The 17,191-nt window shown below is 46.7% G+C and carries 18 protein-coding genes; all 18 read right to left on the bottom strand.

Features of this window, described 5'->3' with window-relative positions:
- Positions 1–36 precede the first annotated feature (36 nt).
- The 18 genes from dprA to smc all read right to left on the bottom strand — a co-directional run bounded on the left by dprA (position 37) and on the right by smc (position 17,169).
- Positions 37–936, bottom strand: coding sequence for a DNA-processing protein DprA (gene dprA, locus BXO87_RS04420; protein WP_076851232.1), 900 nt, complete (start codon positions 934–936; stop codon positions 37–39).
- A gap of 64 nt (positions 937–1,000) precedes the next feature.
- On the bottom strand, positions 1,001–1,903 hold the full coding sequence (gene sucD, locus BXO87_RS04415) for a succinate--CoA ligase subunit alpha (protein ID WP_076851231.1): 903 nt from the start codon (positions 1,901–1,903) through the stop codon (positions 1,001–1,003).
- A 28-nt stretch (positions 1,904–1,931) separates the two neighbouring features.
- Positions 1,932–3,089 carry an ADP-forming succinate--CoA ligase subunit beta gene (sucC, locus tag BXO87_RS04410; protein ID WP_003154283.1) on the bottom strand — a complete coding sequence of 386 codons (1,158 nt, stop codon included), beginning with the start codon at positions 3,087–3,089 and terminating at the stop codon, positions 1,932–1,934.
- A 174-nt stretch (positions 3,090–3,263) separates the two neighbouring features.
- Positions 3,264–3,545, bottom strand: a complete 282-nt coding sequence (locus tag BXO87_RS04405) for a FlhB-like flagellar biosynthesis protein (RefSeq protein WP_007409769.1) — start codon at positions 3,543–3,545, stop codon at positions 3,264–3,266.
- The gene (locus tag BXO87_RS04400) at positions 3,542–5,245 is read right to left on the bottom strand and encodes a glycosyl transferase (RefSeq protein WP_076851230.1); all 1,704 of its coding nucleotides are present in this window, start codon (positions 5,243–5,245) and stop codon (positions 3,542–3,544) included. The genes BXO87_RS04405 and BXO87_RS04400 overlap by 4 nt, the downstream gene beginning before the upstream one ends.
- A gap of 16 nt (positions 5,246–5,261) precedes the next feature.
- Positions 5,262–6,029 (bottom strand): ribonuclease HII, encoded by a 768-nt coding sequence (locus tag BXO87_RS04395; RefSeq protein ID WP_014417760.1) that lies wholly within the window; start codon positions 6,027–6,029, stop codon positions 5,262–5,264.
- 72 nt (positions 6,030–6,101) lie between these two features.
- On the bottom strand, positions 6,102–6,950 hold the full coding sequence (gene ylqF / locus BXO87_RS04390; RefSeq protein ID WP_007611396.1) for a ribosome biogenesis GTPase YlqF: 849 nt from the start codon (positions 6,948–6,950) through the stop codon (positions 6,102–6,104).
- Positions 6,951–7,092: 142 nt separating this feature from the next.
- Positions 7,093–7,440, bottom strand: a complete 348-nt coding sequence (gene rplS, locus BXO87_RS04385; protein ID WP_003154288.1) for a 50S ribosomal protein L19 — start codon at positions 7,438–7,440, stop codon at positions 7,093–7,095.
- A gap of 140 nt (positions 7,441–7,580) precedes the next feature.
- Entirely contained in the window at positions 7,581–8,312 is a 732-nt protein-coding gene (gene trmD / locus BXO87_RS04380; protein ID WP_038458001.1) for a tRNA (guanosine(37)-N1)-methyltransferase TrmD, read from the bottom strand.
- A complete protein-coding gene (rimM, locus tag BXO87_RS04375) occupies positions 8,309–8,833 on the bottom strand; it encodes a ribosome maturation factor RimM (RefSeq protein ID WP_003154290.1) in 525 nt (174 codons plus the stop codon). Before rimM ends, trmD begins: the two co-directional genes overlap by 4 nt.
- A gap of 4 nt (positions 8,834–8,837) precedes the next feature.
- Complete coding sequence (locus BXO87_RS04370; protein ID WP_003154291.1) at positions 8,838–9,224, bottom strand: YlqD family protein; 387 nt, start codon at positions 9,222–9,224, stop codon at positions 8,838–8,840.
- A gap of 90 nt (positions 9,225–9,314) precedes the next feature.
- Positions 9,315–9,560: a KH domain-containing protein gene (locus tag BXO87_RS04365; protein WP_007611392.1), complete on the bottom strand. Its 246-nt coding sequence runs from the start codon at positions 9,558–9,560 to the stop codon at positions 9,315–9,317.
- Positions 9,560–9,832: a 30S ribosomal protein S16 gene (gene rpsP, locus BXO87_RS04360; RefSeq protein ID WP_007611384.1), complete on the bottom strand. Its 273-nt coding sequence runs from the start codon at positions 9,830–9,832 to the stop codon at positions 9,560–9,562. The genes BXO87_RS04365 and rpsP overlap by 1 nt, the downstream gene beginning before the upstream one ends.
- Positions 9,833–9,937: 105 nt before the next feature.
- Positions 9,938–11,278, bottom strand: coding sequence for a signal recognition particle protein (gene ffh, locus BXO87_RS04355; protein WP_076851229.1), 1,341 nt, complete (start codon positions 11,276–11,278; stop codon positions 9,938–9,940).
- Positions 11,279–11,291: 13 nt separating this feature from the next.
- Positions 11,292–11,624, bottom strand: coding sequence for a putative DNA-binding protein (locus BXO87_RS04350; protein ID WP_003154299.1), 333 nt, complete (start codon positions 11,622–11,624; stop codon positions 11,292–11,294).
- Positions 11,625–11,745: 121 nt separating this feature from the next.
- Positions 11,746–12,516 carry a phosphotransferase family protein gene (locus tag BXO87_RS04345; RefSeq protein WP_038457997.1) on the bottom strand — a complete coding sequence of 257 codons (771 nt, stop codon included), beginning with the start codon at positions 12,514–12,516 and terminating at the stop codon, positions 11,746–11,748.
- Positions 12,517–12,599: 83 nt separating this feature from the next.
- The gene (ftsY, locus tag BXO87_RS04340; protein ID WP_038457996.1) at positions 12,600–13,589 is read right to left on the bottom strand and encodes a signal recognition particle-docking protein FtsY; all 990 of its coding nucleotides are present in this window, start codon (positions 13,587–13,589) and stop codon (positions 12,600–12,602) included.
- A gap of 19 nt (positions 13,590–13,608) precedes the next feature.
- A complete protein-coding gene (gene smc / locus BXO87_RS04335; protein WP_038457994.1) occupies positions 13,609–17,169 on the bottom strand; it encodes a chromosome segregation protein SMC in 3,561 nt (1,186 codons plus the stop codon).
- Between the last annotated feature and the right edge of the window lie 22 nt (positions 17,170–17,191).

Here is a 17,191-nt window from a genome sequence, read left to right as displayed (position 1 = left end):
TATTAAATATTACAATACCGTTTGTCAAACGATATTTCAAAAGGGTTCCGTATACTGAACGCATCGGGCGGTCAGCTCTCCGTCAATATCCTCTGCGCATAATACAGCTTTCGCCCCTTCTTGAATGAGTTTTATAGGTCCTCCGGAATATGGATTAAATATGGAACCTGGAACGGCAAATACCTCTCTGCCTTGATCGAGGGCCTGGTAAGCTGTGATTAATGAACCGCTTTTTTCTTTTCCCTGTACGACCACAATTCCTTCACTTAGTCCGCTGATTATGCGGTTTCTCATCGGAAAATGCCATTTTTTCGGCTTTGTTTCAGGAGGATGTTCTGAGAGTAGGAGATGGTGTTCAGCCATGTATTCTGCTAACAGGAGATTTTCCCGGGGATAGATGTGATGGAATCCGCCGGCTATCACGCCGATCGTAAGCCCTTTTGCCCTGATGCTCGCCTTATGAGACAATCCGTCTATACCGGATGCAAGCCCGCTTACAATGACCCAGCCTTTTTTTGAGAGTTCGGCGGAAAGATGCCCAACCGCTTTTATTCCGTCTTCCGTCGGTTTCCGCGTTCCTACAATCCCGATTTTTCTGCCTTTTTCAAGAAGCGGCGTGTTCCCTTTTGCATACAAGACAGCCGGCGGATCATAAATCGCTTTAAGCCATGTTGGGTAGCGGCTTGATGAAATCGGAATGACAGTAATGCCTTCGCGGCGGTAATCGGACAGAACTTCATCAAGTTCCGGATCCTTGCGCTCTATTTCCCGAAAAATTTCTTCCGAGGCTGTTTTCCCTTCTGATAAAACAGTTAATGGATGCGGATCCGGTAAAAAAGACAGAGAGTGATCAGCTTTCCACCATTTTAATAGAAGAGACGGGGAAATGATTTGATTAATACTGCAGACCATTAAACAGCGCGATGCTTGATCCAAATCTGGCAACCTCCTCTTTTTTCAGCAAAAACAGGAACAGCCGTTACGGCTGCCCCTGCTTCGATCAGTGCGTTTTGCACGTTTCAAATAAGCCTTTTTCTTTTAACACCTTAATCAGCGTTTCACCCATTACAGAAGGGGTTTCCGCGACTTCAATTCCGCAGGCGCTCATCGTTTTGACTTTTTCTTCTGCCGTGCCTTTTCCTCCGGAGATGATGGCGCCCGCATGGCCCATGCGTTTTCCCGGAGGGGCGGTTTTACCGCCGATAAAGCCGACAACAGGCTTCGTCATGTTTGCTTTCACCCACTCAGCCGCTTCTTCTTCAGCTGTGCCGCCGATTTCTCCGATCATGATAACGGCATGTGTTTCAGGATCTTCATTGAACGCTTTTAACACGTCAATAAAGTTCGTGCCGTTGACCGGATCGCCGCCGATCCCTACAGCGGTAGACTGGCCTACGCCGGCTTCTGAAAGCTGATGGACGGCCTCGTATGTCAATGTTCCTGAACGGGATACAACGCCGACATGACCCTTTTTATGAATGTATCCCGGCATAATGCCGATCTTGCATTCTTCAGGTGTAATAACACCCGGGCAGTTCGGCCCTATTAATCTCGTTTTCTTGCCTTCCATAAAGCGCTTCACTTTCACCATGTCCAAAACCGGAATGTGCTCAGTGATACAAATGACAAGATCAATTTCCGCGTCAACCGCTTCCATAATTGCGTCCGCCGCAAACGGAGCCGGAACGTAAATGACTGACGCATCAGCGCCCGTTGTATGAACCGCTTCTGCGACCGTATTGAATACCGGTACGCCTTCCGCTTCCGTTCCGCCTTTTCCAGGTGTTACACCGCCAACGATATTCGTGCCGTATTCCAGCATCTGCTTTGTATGAAATAAAGCGGTAGAACCTGTAATCCCCTGTACAATAACTCTTGTATCTTTATTGATAAAAACACTCATTATCTGGTCCCCTGCCTTTCATTCTTTCCTAAACTAAGGATACGATTTTCTGTGCGCCGTCTGCCATTGATTCCGCAGATGTGATGTTTAAGCCTGATTCATTCAGGATTTTCTTTCCTAAATCTACGTTTGTCCCTTCAAGGCGCACGACCAGCGGCAATGTCAATCCGACTTGTCTCGTCGCTTCAACAACGCCCTCGGCGATAACATCACACTTCATGATGCCTCCGAAAATATTAACGAAAATTCCTTTTACGTTTTGATCGGAAAGAATGATTTTAAAAGCTTCCGTCACTTTTTCTGCGGTTGCGCCGCCCCCGACATCAAGGAAGTTTGCAGGTTCTCCGCCGTAGTGTTTAATGATATCCATTGTAGACATTGCAAGACCCGCGCCGTTTACCATACAGCCGATATTTCCATCAAGGGAAATGTAGCTTAAATCGTATTTTGACGCTTCGATTTCTTTCGGATCTTCTTCATCTAAATCTCTGTATTCCATAATGTCTTTTTGTCTGTATAACGCATTGCTGTCGAAGTTCAGCTTAGCATCCAGCGCCATGACGTTTCCGTCCCCCGTAACGACGAGAGGGTTGATCTCGGCGATGGAGCAGTCCTTCTCAACAAATGCTTTATATAAACCGAGCATAAATTTAGCGGCTTTGCCGACAAGCTCTTTCGGGATGTTAATTGCGAATGCAATTTCCCTTGCCTGATAGCCCTGTAGGCCGACAGCCGGATCAATTACCGCTTTTTTAATTTTTTCAGGTGTTTTTTCCGCTACTTCTTCAATCTCCGTTCCGCCTTCTTCAGACGCCATTAAAACGATTCTTGAAGTAGCGCGGTCAAGTACAAGCCCGACATAGTATTCCTTTTTAATATCGCAGCCTTCTTCAATAAGTAAGCGTTTTATTACTTGTCCGTCCGGACCCGTTTGATGTGTGACGAGCGTCTTGCCTAACAGTTCTTCGGCATACTCTTTCACTTCATCTTTTGTTTTTGCAATCTTTACCCCACCAGCTTTGCCGCGGCCGCCAGCATGGATTTGCGCCTTTACGACATAAACCGAGCTTGACAGGCTCTCTGCTTTTTCAACTGCTTCCTCTGCTGTAAAAGCCACTTTACCTTCAGGAACAGACACCCCGTATTTTCTGAGGACTTCTTTTCCCTGGTACTCATGGATATTCATTTCCCATCCTCCTAACTTATGTAGCAAAACTAAAAATAGACTGCGCTTTCATTCTATATAATACTGGAAGAATTGTCTAGGGTTCAAAACAAAATCTTTATATCCTTCCAAACATTCTAACTTTTATTTTATTGAAAATATAAATTTAAACGGAGTCCGGGAAATGAATGGTCCTTATTTTTCGTTTTTCAGGGTTTCGTCCAGTCTGTAAACAAATGAAAAAATTTCGGCCACGGTTTCATAGAGCGCCTCCGGTATCTGATCGTCAACCGTCAAATGGCGCATTAATTCGACAAGGGTTCTGTCTTCCTGAATGGGGACCCCAGCCTTCTCAGCTTCTTTTATAATATTTTCCGCCACATGCCCCCTGCCTGTTGCGACAACCTTCGGGGCTTGGTCTTTCTGCCGGTCGTAATGCAGGGCGACAGCTCTTCTTAACGGCGTTTGCTCTTTCATATTTTCACATCCACTTTTCTTCCGCCGTCTTTTTCTATAAACTCTTCCACAAGAGCGCTCTGGTCTTTCGGGCGCCGTTTTTTAGCCGTGACGCCTGACAGGCTGAAGCCCGTTTCTTTCACGGCTTCTTTTAAAGCCGGTACGAGAGGATCGATGGCCGACTGAAGCTCAAAATCAGTCTCAACCGTAATGGTCATTACATTTTGCTGAATCATGCAGTCCACAACGGTTTCTTGCAGTGTTTCAAGATGCAGCAAAAACAGGAGCCTGCAATGTGACGGATCGAGTTTTCCGTCCGGCTTCTTCCGTCCTTTAAAGAGAACTGTGATATCATTCTCATACGCGGACGCTCCCAGCGGAAATGACAGCACCATCTGCGTAAAAGAAGGGTTATGCTGCTCAATAAACAGCTGGCCGTTTAATTTATGAATAAGCGGTTCAGCCTCTTGTTTAACGGATTGGGGCGCTTCTTGAAGCGTCCGGACGGCTTGGAGGGCGGTTTTCAGCGCTTGTTTCTCCGGCTGAAGAGATACGCCTTTTTCAAGCGCTGTAATGAATGATAATTCATCACGCGTGCCCAATCCTTTTTTGATTTTCTGCAAAAGGCTTAATACATCATGTTTTTCCGCATATTTCAATTCGGTGAGCTGAACGGCTTTTTCGAAAACAGCCGCCTCCTGTTCTGTCAGATGTGCTTTTTGAAGAACAGGTGCTGTTTTAAATGTTTTTTCTTGAGAAATGAAAGCCTTAATGATCTCCGCCGTTACTTTTACAGGGCGGTTTTCAGTTTTTTCTGCCGATGTCATTAATTTCTCTATAATCTGTTTTGCCGTTTTTTCAGGAAGTTCCGGATCTGTCCGCGCACTCGGAGGAGAAGGTTGGCTTGAGACTGCCTTTCCGTTTTCACGAGTCTCCCGGACAAATGGTGATTGTTTTGATTCCGTCCGTTCTCCTTCATCCATCAGCCCGGTTTCTGAGATCGGCATGCGTGCAGCCCCGGCAAGCTTCTTCAAGAGACGTTCTGCATGAAGATCCGTTTCCGCGTTTAACACGTCAGAAACCGCCTCTTTGAGCACAGACAGCTCTTTTGCCGATTGCGGAGCCTGATTGATTGCCTGAAGCAGTCCTGAGAGGAGGCGACGGGTCGGAACCGGATATTTAACGGCATGAATGGCTGACAAGACTTCCGGATGTGCGGGCAGTTCCCGTTTCAGCGCAAATACGATTGTTTCCGCCGCTTTTTTCAATTCGGCGGCCGGAAGCGATTCAGCCCAGCGGATGCAGGCTTTGAGACTGTTTTCCGTCATCGGCAGCTTCTGCTGCATAAACGTTTCGGCAATCTGCAGAGACACAGGGCCCGGTTTGACGGAAAGTGCGTTTAACAGTCTACCCGCCGCTTCCTGAACGGTTTTCGGGCTTCCTTCGAATTGGTCGATGACATGAAGCCGGCCCGTTTTTTCCGCCGGCTGTTTGTCATAAGAAAACCAGTAATACGCCTGCGGACGAAGGGCGGTTTCAAGTTTTCCCTGCATCGTCCGGCCGCCGATTTGGATAAGAGCGCTTTGATCGTCCAGCAAACGGAGAACCTTCCCTAACAGCAGCCTTTGAGCGCCGCTGTCTTTACCGCCGTCTTGCCGGTCCGGAGGGATTTCCGCCGTCAGCTGTCTGAAAGCCGCTTGGATTTCGCCGCTTATGTTCATGTCTTAAGCCTCTTTTCTAACAATAAGATTGAACGGGAGCGAACGTTTTTCGGTGAATAGTTGTCGGTCCGTATGCCTGAAGAGCTTCAAGATGTTCTTTCGTTCCGTAGCCTTTATTTTTTTCAAAGCCGTACATGGGATAGGTTTTGGCGTACTCAGCCATGAGACGGTCCCGCGTTACTTTTGCTATGCAGGCTCCGGCGGCAATTGACACGCTTTTGGCATCCCCTTTTATAACTGATGACTGCTGAATGTCAAGCGGAAGGGTCATGGCATCAACAAGCAGATAATCAGGTGTTTCCGTTAAAGCATTGACGGCTTTTACCATCGCCAGTCTCGCGGCCTCATAAATGTTGATCCGGTCAATGACGTCCGCATGGACAATGCCGACTCCTACAGCCGCCGCTTCTTCCGTGATCCGGCTGTAATATTCCTCGAGCTTCTTTTCCGACAATTTCTTCGAGTCCGTGAGACCGAGAATCTCGCATTCTGCCGGCAAAATGACGGCGCCGGCGACAACCGGTCCGGCAAGCGGCCCTCTTCCGGCTTCGTCAACACCCGCAATCAGGCGGAAGCCCTTTTTGGATGACAGTCTTTCGTATGCCGTCATGTTCAGCCATTGCTCTTTAAGAGCTTTTTCCTTCGCGTGCTTTTTCAGCCATTGCTCTAAAAGCGTCTGTACGCTTTTTCTCGGGTCTTTCTCACATTGGGCAAGGAAGGGGTCGCTTTCGTCCCTGACCTCTTGCAGGCGTTCTTTTACGCTTTTTACGGTTAATGTATTCACGTTCTCTTCTCCCTTACATTATGTATATCGGTATTCTGCGGAAAAAATAAAGACCCGCATCGCTGCGCGTCTTTATTCTGATGGTGTTTCAAATGAAAGCCTGCCGAATTTTTCCGTCCGGATGTCCCGAATGATGACTTCCGTTGTTTTATCATAGTCAACCATTCCGCCGCCCATCAAACAGCCGCGTTTTTCACCGATCGCGTCGAAAAGAGCGGCGATATCCTCAGGGATTTCCTGAAGTCCGTAGCGCTCCTTCAAGCGGTCGGGATAATGCTCTTCCAGAAAGCGCAGCCCGAAGACGGCCACATCCTGCAGGTTGATAATCGTATCTTTAATCGCCCCGGTGATCGCCAGGCGCAAGCCGACAAGCTCATCTTCAAATTTAGGCCATAAAATTCCCGGTGTATCGAGCAGCTCTAATTCCTTGCCTACCTTTACCCACTGCTGTGAAGTGGTAATGCCGGGCCTGTCTCCCGTCTTGGCAATGTTTTTCTTGGCCAGCCGGTTAATGAGAGTAGACTTGCCGACATTCGGAATGCCGATGATTAATGCGCGGATTGCTCTTGGCCTAATGCCTTTTGCTTTCATTTTATCGAACTTATCTTTCAGCAGCTCTTTTGAGGACGGCACGATTTGATGCAGTCCCTGCCCGTTAACGGAGTTTATTGAAAGAGAGGGAATGCCCTGTTCCTGAAAGTGGTCCTTCCACTGGGCAGTCACAGCCGCATCCGCCTTATCGGCTTTATTTAAAAGCATAATGCGCGGCTTATTTTTTAAAATCTCCTCAATCATCGGATTTCTCGATGACATCGGGATTCTCGCATCCACCAATTCGTATACGATATCAATTAATTTCAGTTTTTCTGTTACTTCCCGTCTCGCTTTAGCCATATGGCCTGGGAACCATTGAATGGTCATGTGACTTCGACACCTGCCTTATTTACCGGAACCGGATGTTCCGATGATCTCTTATGTATTTTACGTTGCTTGTTCTGCTTTTACAAATTTCATATAAAAAAAGAGCCTGTTACGGGTAACAAGCTCTTTTCGTTCGTTATCATTATCGTCTGATTTCTTTAATACGAGCCGCTTTTCCGCGAAGTTCACGCAGGTAGTAAAGCTTAGCGCGACGTACTTTACCGTAACGTACAACTTCGATTTTCGCGATTTTTGGTGTGTGTACAGGGAATGTACGTTCAACGCCAACACCGTAAGAAATCTTACGAACTGTGAACGTTTCGCTGATTCCACCACCACGACGCTTGATCACAACACCTTCGAAGATCTGGATACGCTCACGGTTACCCTCAACAACTTTTACGTGTACACGTAAAGTGTCACCAGGACGGAACGCAGGAAGATCAGTGCGAAGCTGTTCTTTTGTGATATCTTGAATTAGTTTTTGCATCGTTTTCAACTCCTTCCAACAGATGCTCTTGGCCACAACTGCAAGGCACAGCGGAACATCGTTTTCAAGCTTCTGAAGGATAAGCCTCCTTAAGCCACAAGTAGTATCTTATCATATCTTCATCGCCTGCGCAATAGAATCTATTCGTTTTCCCACTCGGAAATCCATTTTCTTTGCTCATCAGTGAGAGGATAGTTTTCAAGAAGATCGGGACGTCTTAAAAAGGTTCTTCTGATTGATTCTTTATTGCGCCATTCTTGTATTTTGGCATGGTTGCCGGACAGAAGAGTCTCAGGCACTTTTAAGCCTTTATAATCTGCTGGCCTCGTATAGTGAGGATGCTCTAAAAGCCCCGTGCTGAAGGAATCCTCCACGTGGGATGCTTCTTTTCCGAGGACGCCCGGCAAAAGCCTGACAACGCTGTCGGCGATCATCATGGCAGGGAGCTCTCCCCCGGTCAGCACAAAATCCCCGATGGAGATTTCATCAGTGACAAGATGTTCCCGGATCCGTTCATCATACCCTTCATAATGTCCGCAAATAAACATGAGATGTTCCTCTTCCGCCAGCTCCTCGGCTTTCTTCTGCGTATAACGCTCACCTTGCGGGCAGACGAGGATAATGCGCGGCTTGGCGTCCGTACCGGATGTCAGCTTTTCAACCGCATCAAATACGGGCTGCGGCTTTAACACCATCCCGGCTCCCCCGCCGTATGGATAATCATCAACCGTTTGGTGTTTATTATCCGAAAAAGCCCGGAAATTGATGACGTCAAAACGGACAGCCTCTTTTTCCTGTGCTTTTTGCAGAATGGATGAGCCAAGCACCCCTTGAAACATTTCGGGAAACAGTGTTAAAAAGTCGATTTTCATTCGTCTATTAACCCTTCCATTACATGAATCTTAATTTTCTTCTCATTTATATTAATATCCTTTACCACAGAAGCAATATACGGAATGAGCGCATCTTTTTTGCCTTTTCTTGCAACCACCCATACGTCATTAGCCCCGGGCGTCAAAATTTCCTTCACTGTGCCGATCAGTTCCCCGTCTTCTGACACAACCTCGCAGCCGATGATTTCATGAAAATAAAATTCATCTTCTTCAAGCTCTCCCAAGTCTTCTTCAGGGACTTTGATCACCATGTTTCTTAGGTGTTCGACTTCATTGAGACTCGGCATTTCTTTGAATTGCAGCAGGTGAAACTGCTTGTGAAGCCTGTGGGCGCTGACCGTTACTTTGATTGGCTCCGCAGCCCCTTCCGCAAACAAATAAAGCGTATTGCCGGGCTTGTACCGTTCTTCGGCAAAGTCCGTTTTAGAAATGACCCGCACTTCGCCTTTAATGCCGTGGGTATTTACAATTTTGCCTACATTAAACCATCTGTTTGTCATATTATCACCTCGGGCGGATTTCAATTACTACCCCGTCTTTTATGACGATGGTATTTGCCGCTGTTTTTTCATGCCAGTTATCACCGACGTTGATTGAAAGCAGCGCATCGATCTCCTTTTCCTTCACTTCGCTTCCAAGCGGGAGCGACTCTGTCTGGCTTATTTGGAAATCGATCATTTTGATTTTGTCTTGTCTTTTTTCAATGGCTTTTTTAAAAGATTCCGCTACATCGGGATTCTGCTGATCTTTTTCATGTTTTCTAAGCTGAAAATAGAGCTGGCTGCATTCTCGTTCAAGCGTTTGCTTTTTTTCTGCAAAAGAGGCCAAAAGCTTTTCCTTGCTTTGCTCGGTCAGAACCTGCATAACGGTTACCCTGTGAATAATCTGCATAGGACCAGACTCCCCACTCTTCCAACATATTTCTGTTCATTTGCCTTTTTTACGTGTAAAAAAAGGGGAGGTGCCGGCCCTCTCCCTTTTTCAGTCAAATATTTCAAATTGAACTTTCTTAGAAGACTGTGCGCCAGCTGCAAAAACGACGGTTCGAATCGCTCTTGCAGTCCGGCCTTGCTTTCCGATAATTTTACCGGTATCTGACTTATTGACAGATAAGCGCAGCGCAATCTTTTGATCAGTCTCTTCCTTTGTGACCGTTATGTCTTCCGGATGGTCGACAAGCGGAGCCACAATGCTGACAATCAAATCTTCCAAGTTCTGATCAGTCATTACTTGCCTTGTTTAGCGTTGTGGAATTTTTCCATAATTCCTTGGTTTGAGAACAAGTTGCGGACTGTATCAGAAGGTTTAGCTCCTGTTTGAAGCCATTTAAGAGCAAGCTCTTCGTTGATTTTCACTTCAGCCGGCTTTGCAACCGGGTTGTATGTGCCGACTGTTTCGATGAAACGGCCGTCACGCGGTGAACGAGAATCTGCTACAACAATACGATAGAAAGGAGATTTTTTTGCTCCCATACGTTTTAAACGAATTTTTACTGCCATTTTACTAGCACCTCCGAAAATATTTCAACAAGATAGTATATTAACAATGATAAAAGTGTTTGTAAAGTGTTTTTTCTTAACAACGGTTTTATCATGTATAACCGATTACATAAAAGGTAATTTAAAGCCTTTTTTCTTCCCTTTTGTCATGTTGGTCATCTGCTTCATCATTTTTTTCATTTCCTCAAACTGCTTTAAAAGACGGTTGACTTCCTGAACGGATGTTCCGCTTCCTTTGGCAATCCGCTTCCGCCGGCTGGCGTTAATGATATCCGGCTGTTCTTTTTCAAGAACAGTCATTGATTTAATGATCGCTTCCACATGATTCAGCTGTTTTTCATCGACTTGGATGTTTTTTAAGCCTTTCATTTTGCCTGCGCCGGGCATCATTTGCAGCAGTTCGTCAAGAGGCCCCATGTTTCGGACCTGGCCAAGCTGCTCCAGAAAATCATCCAATGTGAAGCTCATCGTTCTCATTTTCTGCTCAAGCTCTTTGGCTTTGTCTTCATCAACGGTCGCCTGAGCTTTTTCAATCAGCGTCAGCACGTCACCCATTCCGAGAATCCGGGATGCCATCCGTTCAGGATGGAATGCTTCAAGAGCATCGAGCTTTTCTCCCATTCCGGCGAATTTAATCGGCGTTTCGGTGACCGCGCGGATAGAAAGCGCCGCACCTCCGCGGGTATCCCCGTCAAGCTTTGTTAAAATGACGCCCGTTAAACCGAGCTGGTCATTAAAGCTTTTGGCGACGTTTACCGCATCCTGACCGGTCATTGAGTCGACGACAAGGAAAATTTCCTCAGGATTTGCGACTTCCTTTACGCCGGAGAGCTCATCCATCAGTTCGTGATCGATGTGCAGCCGTCCGGCGGTATCTAAAATCACATAATCATGATGCTCTTCCTTCGCTTTTTCAATCGCCTGTCTGGCAATTTCCACCGGGCTGACCTGATCGCCAAGCGAAAAGACCGGCATATCAAGCTGTTTCCCCAGTGTTTCCAGCTGTTTAATCGCGGCGGGGCGGTAAATATCCGCAGCCACGAGCAGCGGTTTGCGGTTATGTTTTTTGCGCAGCAGGTTGGCAAGCTTCCCCGTGGTTGTCGTTTTACCGGCACCTTGGAGCCCGACCATCATAATAACGGTCGGGGGGCGTTTGGCGACGGCAATTTTGCTTTCTTCGCCGCCCATCAGCTCGGTAAGCTCTTCTTTTACGACTTTAATAACCTGCTGACCGGGTGTCAGACTCTGCATAACGTCCTGTCCGACAGCCCGTTCACTTACTTTTTTCACAAAATCCTTTACGACTTTAAAGTTAACGTCAGCCTCAAGAAGCGCAAGACGAACTTCACGCTTCATCTCTTTTACGTCTTGTTCGCTGACTTTTCCTTTTCCGCGGATTTTTGAAATCGTCTTTTGCAGTCGGTCGGCTAATCCTTCAAATGCCATTGTTTGCCGCCTCCTAATCTAATTTCTCAAGCGCTTCAATCAGAGCCGTCATTTTTTCCTCTTCCTGCAACCCGGAAGCAAGCTCTTTCAGCTTTGTAAACATTTCTTTACGCTCCTGAAACTTTTTAAAAAGGAGCAGTTTTTCTTCATATTGTTCAAGCATCGCTTCAGTCCGTTTGATGTTATCGTAAACGGCTTGCCTTGAAACGTCATACTCTTCGGCTATTTCACCAAGGGAGAAATCGTCCAGATAATAAAGCGACATATAGCTCTTTTGTTTTGACGTCAGCAACGACTGATAGAAGTCAAATAAATAGTTCATTCTCGTCGTTTTTTCGAGCGACATTTGAGCTCTCCCCTTTGTTAAGTCAAATCCCTTTACAAAAACTTAGTTTACATGGTTTCAGAGCGTGTGTCAAGTTTTTATCTTGTCAAAGCATGATGCTCTTTTTACATAATAAGTTTTTTTAAAAAAATTCATATAGACCGTCGTTAAAATACTCGAATTCTTGTTTTGATACACGATAGCGGCAATAGCCTTCGTAAAAAGCATTAAGGCATGCTTCATTTGTGACAAAATGACTGATCGCTAATGATTCATCATATCGCGGATCTCCCGCCGATATTCCCGCAGCATCGATAAACAGATAGACCTCTCCGTCTTTCACCAGCACATTATCAGTCGTGCAGTCACCGTGAATCATTGTCTGCTGAACAGGAACAGGCCTGTACCTGTCTAATTCCTTCAAAAGCTCTGCACTTCCTTCAGCCTGTCCTTTTTTGACATATTCTCCGGCTCGTTTGATTTGCAGATCGAGCCAGTCTGTCTCCGGCCGTAAACCAGAGACCATTTCGGTTTCATGCAGCCGTTGCAGAAACTGGCCGAAACTTTTGATCAGCTTTTTCTTTTCAGTATCCCCTTTTGCTTTTCTTAAAGCCGAAGTCAGGGTGATTCCATCCTCAAATGACATTATGATATGGCTGGCATGCTGTTCCTGTATCATCCCATAATAAACAGGAACAGGCAGACGACGAGTTTCCGTCAGTTTTTGTAAAACGAAGGCTTCTCTCATTAACCATTCCCGATACTTCTGTTGAAAAGAACTTTTCAGCAGAAATGCGTCTTGGCCGGTCACTATTTTTCGAACGGTTGAAGTGCCTCCCTGTTCATCCAACAGCGACATATGGTTTATCGCCCCGATCTTACTTTCCAATTCAGCTTTCAGCCATTTGTCCAACAATTGCCCCCTCCATTCCGATCTATCAATGCGTATAAAAAAACGAGTATAAAACCGTCCATTTTATACTCGTTTTTTATTCATTAATCCTCGGCTTTTTCAACTAAATCAGAAAAGAGACCGTATACGTAAGATTCTGCATCAAACCGCTGGAGATCGTCAACCTTTTCTCCGAGGCCGACCAGTTTCACGGGGATGTGAAGCTCATTGCGGATCGCCAGGACGATACCGCCTTTTGCGGTGCCGTCAAGCTTCGTTAACGCGATACCCGTCACATTCGTCGCTTTGGAGAATTCTTTCGCCTGCGCCATCGCATTTTGGCCTGTCGTCGCGTCCAGCGCAAGGAGAACCTCATGCGGAGCCTCAGGCACTTCGCGTTCGATGACGCGTTTGACTTTTTCAAGCTCTTTCATTAAGTTTACTTTATTCTGAAGGCGGCCGGCCGTATCACAAATCAGCACATCCGCTCCTCTTGCTTTAGCCGCGTGTACGGCATCATAAATAACCGCAGCAGGGTCGCTTCCGGCAGCCTGTTTAATGACAGGCACGCCTGTACGCTCCCCCCACACTTCAAGCTGTTCAATCGCCCCGGCTCTGAAGGTGTCTCCGGCAGCGAGCACAACGGATTTGCCTTCATTTTTCAGCTTATGGGCAAGTTTTCCGATCGTTGTCGTTTTTCCGACGCCGTTTACCCCGACAAGCAGAATAACGTTCAGGCGCCCGTCCTGAATATTTAATTCAGAAATCTGTTCGTCGCCGCTATTATAAATGTCGACAAGCTTTTCAGAAATGACGGACTGCACTTCCTGAGGATCCTGGATGTTTTTCAGCTTCACCTCGTTTTTGAGCTCATCAATCAGCTCCATAACGGTTGTAAAACCGACGTCAGCACCAATCAGCACTTCCTCAAGCTCCTCGAAGAAATCCTCGTCGACTTTCCGGTAGCGGGAGACGAGTTCGTTCACTTTATTTGAGAAGGAATTTCTTGTTTTTTCAAGACCATCTTTAAATTTTTCAGAGACGGAGTCTGTCTGTTTCGTGATTTTCTCTTTTAATTTTTTAAAAAAGCTCATCTTTCAACCTCTTTCCTCGTTACTGAACGAATTCTTTTGTTTCTTCCAGTTTGACCGAAACCATTCGGGAAACGCCGGATTCCTGCATCGTAACACCGTAGAGGACATCCGCTTCTTCCATGGTGCCTTTTCTGTGGGTGATGACGATAAACTGGCTGTCCCCGCTGTATTTTTTTAAATATTGCGCAAACCTGAATACATTGGCTTCATCTAGCGCAGCTTCCACTTCATCAAGGACGCAGAACGGCACGGGCCTTACTTTCAGAATGGAGAATAAAAGGGCAATGGCAGTCAGCGCCCGTTCTCCCCCTGACAAAAGATTTAAGTTTTGCAGTTTTTTGCCCGGAGGCTGCGCGATAATGTCCACCCCGGAATTAAGAAGATCATTCGGGTCAGTCAGCTTCAGTTCAGCCCGTCCTCCTCCGAATAAAGAACGGAACACGTCGTTGAATTGAGAACGGATCTGGACAAACGTTTCATGGAATCGCTTCGTCATTTCAGAATCCATTTCTTCAATGACTTGAAACAGTGTGTTTTTCGCTTCCGTCAGGTCATTTTTCTGCTCTGTTAAAAACTGATACCGTTCGTTTACTCTTTCAAATTCATCGATGCTGCCGAGATTGACCGTTCCGAGCTCTTCAATTGAAAGCTTGATCAGTTTGACCCGTTTTCTCGCCTCTTCAGGCTCGAGTTCGAGCTGATATTGTTCTTTTGCCCCTTCAAAGGATAGGCTGTACTCCTCGCGTAAATACTGCAAGAGATTATCAAGCTCGACTTCCATCCGGCCGAGTTTTACCTCTTCATCTTTCAGAATGTCCGTTTTTTGCTTGTACAGACGCTTCATCTCTTTCAGCTCAAGCTCGTTCGTATCAAGCGCCCTCTGAAGCTTCACCCGCTGGTCGCGCCGGTTGGCGATCAATTCGATCGTTCTCGTTTTATCGTGAAGCTTGTGATGGGCTGCTTCTTCAAGCTGCTCCTCACCGCTTGTGCTGGACGTCATCTCTGAGGTCAGGAGGCTTAAATCTTCCCGTGTTTCTTTCAGAGCGAGCTGCGTTTCTTCAAGCTCTTTTTTCAGTCTTTTGAGGTTGTCTTCCTCACTCGAGCACGCCTGTTCTTTTTTCGCAGCGGCCACTTTACATTCCGTCAATTCATGAGAGAGCGTTTCTTTTGTTGAGGATAGGGTCTGCTTTTGTTTTGTCAGCTTTTCCATCTCTTCCTCAAGCTCTTTCAGCTGGCCGGATGCCTCACTCAGCTGTTCTTCCAGAGCTGATTTACGCGTCTCTTTTTCCCGGCTGCTTTCCGTCAGCGATGCTTTCTCCTGATCGTAAAGCTCCAGATGGGTATTGATGTTCTTTTCAGCGACTTCGAGTTCATACAGCCTGCCTTTTACATCCTGCTGCTTTGTTCTGAAAGCTTCACCGTCTTCACGGAGACCGCTCAGCGTATGTTCAAGCTCTTGAATGGCCTGCTTCAGCGTTTTGACCTCTTTTTCGAGCAGAGCTGTTTTTTCTTCCATTTCGGCAAGCCGCGCAGTCACCGTCTCAAGCTCACGGCTTCTGCCGAGCAGAGAATTGTTTTTCTTTTTGACCGCGCCGCCTGTCATTGATCCGCCTGGATTGACGACATCACCCTCAAGCGTCACGATGCGGTAGCGGTGCCCGAGAAGCTTGGCCAGTTCATTTGCGCCTTTTAAATCTTCAGTGATCAGCACGGTGCCGAGAAGGTTTTGAATGACATTCCGATACGCGGCATCATATGTGACAAGCCCGCTCGCTGTGCCGAGGAAAGACGGATGCTTTGAAGCCGTCTGTTCATCACGGGTTTGGAGCTGGCGCGGTTTCATAACCGTAAGCGGCAGGAACGTCGCGCGGCCGAATGAATTCTGTTTTAAATATTGAATCGCCTTCCGCGCCGCCTGCTCGTCGTCTGTGACAACGTGCTGCGCCGCTGCGCCGAGTGCAATCTCGATCGCCGTTTCATATTTTTGTTCGGTGGCAATCAGTTCGAGAACGGCGCCGCGGATGCCGCCGAGCTGCTCTTTCTGCTTCAGCACTTCTTTTACGCCTTGGTAAAATCCTGAAAAATCGCCTTGCATCGTTTCAAGCATATCTTTTTTGGATCTGGCCTGCTGGACGAATTGATACGCCTGATACAGCGCAGATTCTTTCTTTTCATATTGGCGTTTTTTCTGTTCATATGCTGTCTGGACTTCGCGAAAGCGGACGACCTGATTGTGAATATCCTCTTCAACGGCGGCCAATTCTTCTTCGCACGCCGCTTTGCGGACTGCAATATCGTTACGTTCTTCAAGGTATTTTTCATTGTTTGCGGTCAGTCTCGCCTGCTGGACCGCAGATTGGGACATCTGGTCATCTAAAAGCTGCAGCTCGTTGCGAATCGACGCCTGGCTGTTTAACAATTCAAAGTAATCGCTTTTTAATTGTTCAATTTTGTCTTCTACATTTTCATTATGCAGACTGAGAGCCTGCTGCTTTTCTTTCACCTGGGCGTTTAACTGCTTCACTTCCGCACGCAGCTTATCATAGACGGCAGACTGTTTTTCAATGTCCGCTTTCAGTTCGGCTTCTTTGTTCGTGTAATGTGTAACGGATTCCTCAAGCTGTTCCCGGTTTTGCGCGGCGTTTTTTTTGCGCTCTTTCAGCACTTCTTTCCGGCCTTCCAGCTTTTCCAGCTCTTCACTTGTCACGAGCAGAACCTGCTGCAGTTCGTTGACGGATTCATCAAGCGCGTGGATTTTATCTCTCGTCTCTTCTATCATCGCTTCTTTTGCGGACAGAGCCGATGATTCCGCCAATTCTTCTTCTTTAGCAGCCTGCACCTTATCTTTTAAACCCGACCATCTGCCATGCAGTTGTTCGATGTCAAAGACGGTAAGGGCGATTTCGACATGCTCAAGCTCTTTCTTTTTTTCTAAGTAGTCTTTGGCGATTGATGCCTGGATTTTCAGCGGTTCGACCTGATCTTCAAGCTCGTGGAGAATATCTTCCACCCTGTTTAAGTTATCCTGCGTCTCAAACAGTTTGTTTTCCGCTTTTTTCTTTCTTGTTTTATATTTCAGCACGCCGGCCGCTTCTTCAAAAATACTGCGGCGGTCTTCCGCTTTGCTGCTGAGAATCTCTTCGACTTTCCCCTGGCTGATAATAGAGAATGCTTCTTTTCCGAGCCCGGAGTCCATAAATAAGTCAATGATGTCTTTCAGGCGGCACTGCTGATTGTTGATGAGAAATTCACTTTCTCCGGAACGGTACACCCGTCTCGTCACGCTGACTTCGTGGTAATCGATCGGGAGAAAATGATCTTCATTATCAAGCGTTAATGTAACTTCGGCAAGGTTCAGCCGCTTGCGCGAATCACTTCCCGCAAAAATGATATCTTCCATTTTTCCGCCCCGAAGCGAGCGGGCTGATTGTTCGCCGAGCACCCAGCGGATGGCTTCGGTAATGTTGCTCTTTCCGCTGCCGTTCGGACCGACAACGGCCGTGACGCCTTTTACAAAGTCAACGGATATCCGTTCTGCAAATGATTTAAATCCTATAACGTCTAAACGTTTGAGGAACATCCCAGATCCTCCTTATCGTATA

Origin of the sequence: Bacillus sp. GZB, assembly GCF_001975995.1 — a bacterium.
GTDB classification, from domain to species: domain Bacteria; phylum Bacillota; class Bacilli; order Bacillales; family Bacillaceae; genus Bacillus; species Bacillus velezensis.
This window is presented reverse-complemented; position numbering and strand designations above follow the sequence as displayed.

Excerpts from the sequence above, each read along its gene's own strand:
- sucD (WP_076851231.1), bottom strand. The coding sequence starts at position 1,903 with ATGAGTGTTTTTATCAATAAAGATACAAGAGTTATTGTACAGGGGATT.
- sucC (WP_003154283.1), bottom strand. The coding sequence starts at position 3,089 with ATGAATATCCATGAGTACCAGGGAAAAGAAGTCCTCAGAAAATACGGG.
- BXO87_RS04405 (WP_007409769.1), bottom strand. The coding sequence starts at position 3,545 with ATGAAAGAGCAAACGCCGTTAAGAAGAGCTGTCGCCCTGCATTACGAC.
- BXO87_RS04400 (WP_076851230.1), bottom strand. The coding sequence starts at position 5,245 with ATGAACATAAGCGGCGAAATCCAAGCGGCTTTCAGACAGCTGACGGCG.
- ylqF (WP_007611396.1), bottom strand. The coding sequence starts at position 6,950 with ATGACCATTCAATGGTTCCCAGGCCATATGGCTAAAGCGAGACGGGAA.
- rplS (WP_003154288.1), bottom strand. The coding sequence starts at position 7,440 with ATGCAAAAACTAATTCAAGATATCACAAAAGAACAGCTTCGCACTGAT.
- trmD (WP_038458001.1), bottom strand. The coding sequence starts at position 8,312 with ATGAAAATCGACTTTTTAACACTGTTTCCCGAAATGTTTCAAGGGGTG.
- rimM (WP_003154290.1), bottom strand. The coding sequence starts at position 8,833 with ATGACAAACAGATGGTTTAATGTAGGCAAAATTGTAAATACCCACGGC.
- BXO87_RS04370 (WP_003154291.1), bottom strand. The coding sequence starts at position 9,224 with ATGCAGATTATTCACAGGGTAACCGTTATGCAGGTTCTGACCGAGCAA.
- BXO87_RS04365 (WP_007611392.1), bottom strand. The coding sequence starts at position 9,560 with ATGACTGATCAGAACTTGGAAGATTTGATTGTCAGCATTGTGGCTCCG.
- rpsP (WP_007611384.1), bottom strand. The coding sequence starts at position 9,832 with ATGGCAGTAAAAATTCGTTTAAAACGTATGGGAGCAAAAAAATCTCCT.
- ffh (WP_076851229.1), bottom strand. The coding sequence starts at position 11,278 with ATGGCATTTGAAGGATTAGCCGACCGACTGCAAAAGACGATTTCAAAA.
- BXO87_RS04350 (WP_003154299.1), bottom strand. The coding sequence starts at position 11,624 with ATGTCGCTCGAAAAAACGACGAGAATGAACTATTTATTTGACTTCTAT.
- ftsY (WP_038457996.1), bottom strand. The coding sequence starts at position 13,589 with ATGAGCTTTTTTAAAAAATTAAAAGAGAAAATCACGAAACAGACAGAC.
- smc (WP_038457994.1), bottom strand. The coding sequence starts at position 17,169 with ATGTTCCTCAAACGTTTAGACGTTATAGGATTTAAATCATTTGCAGAA.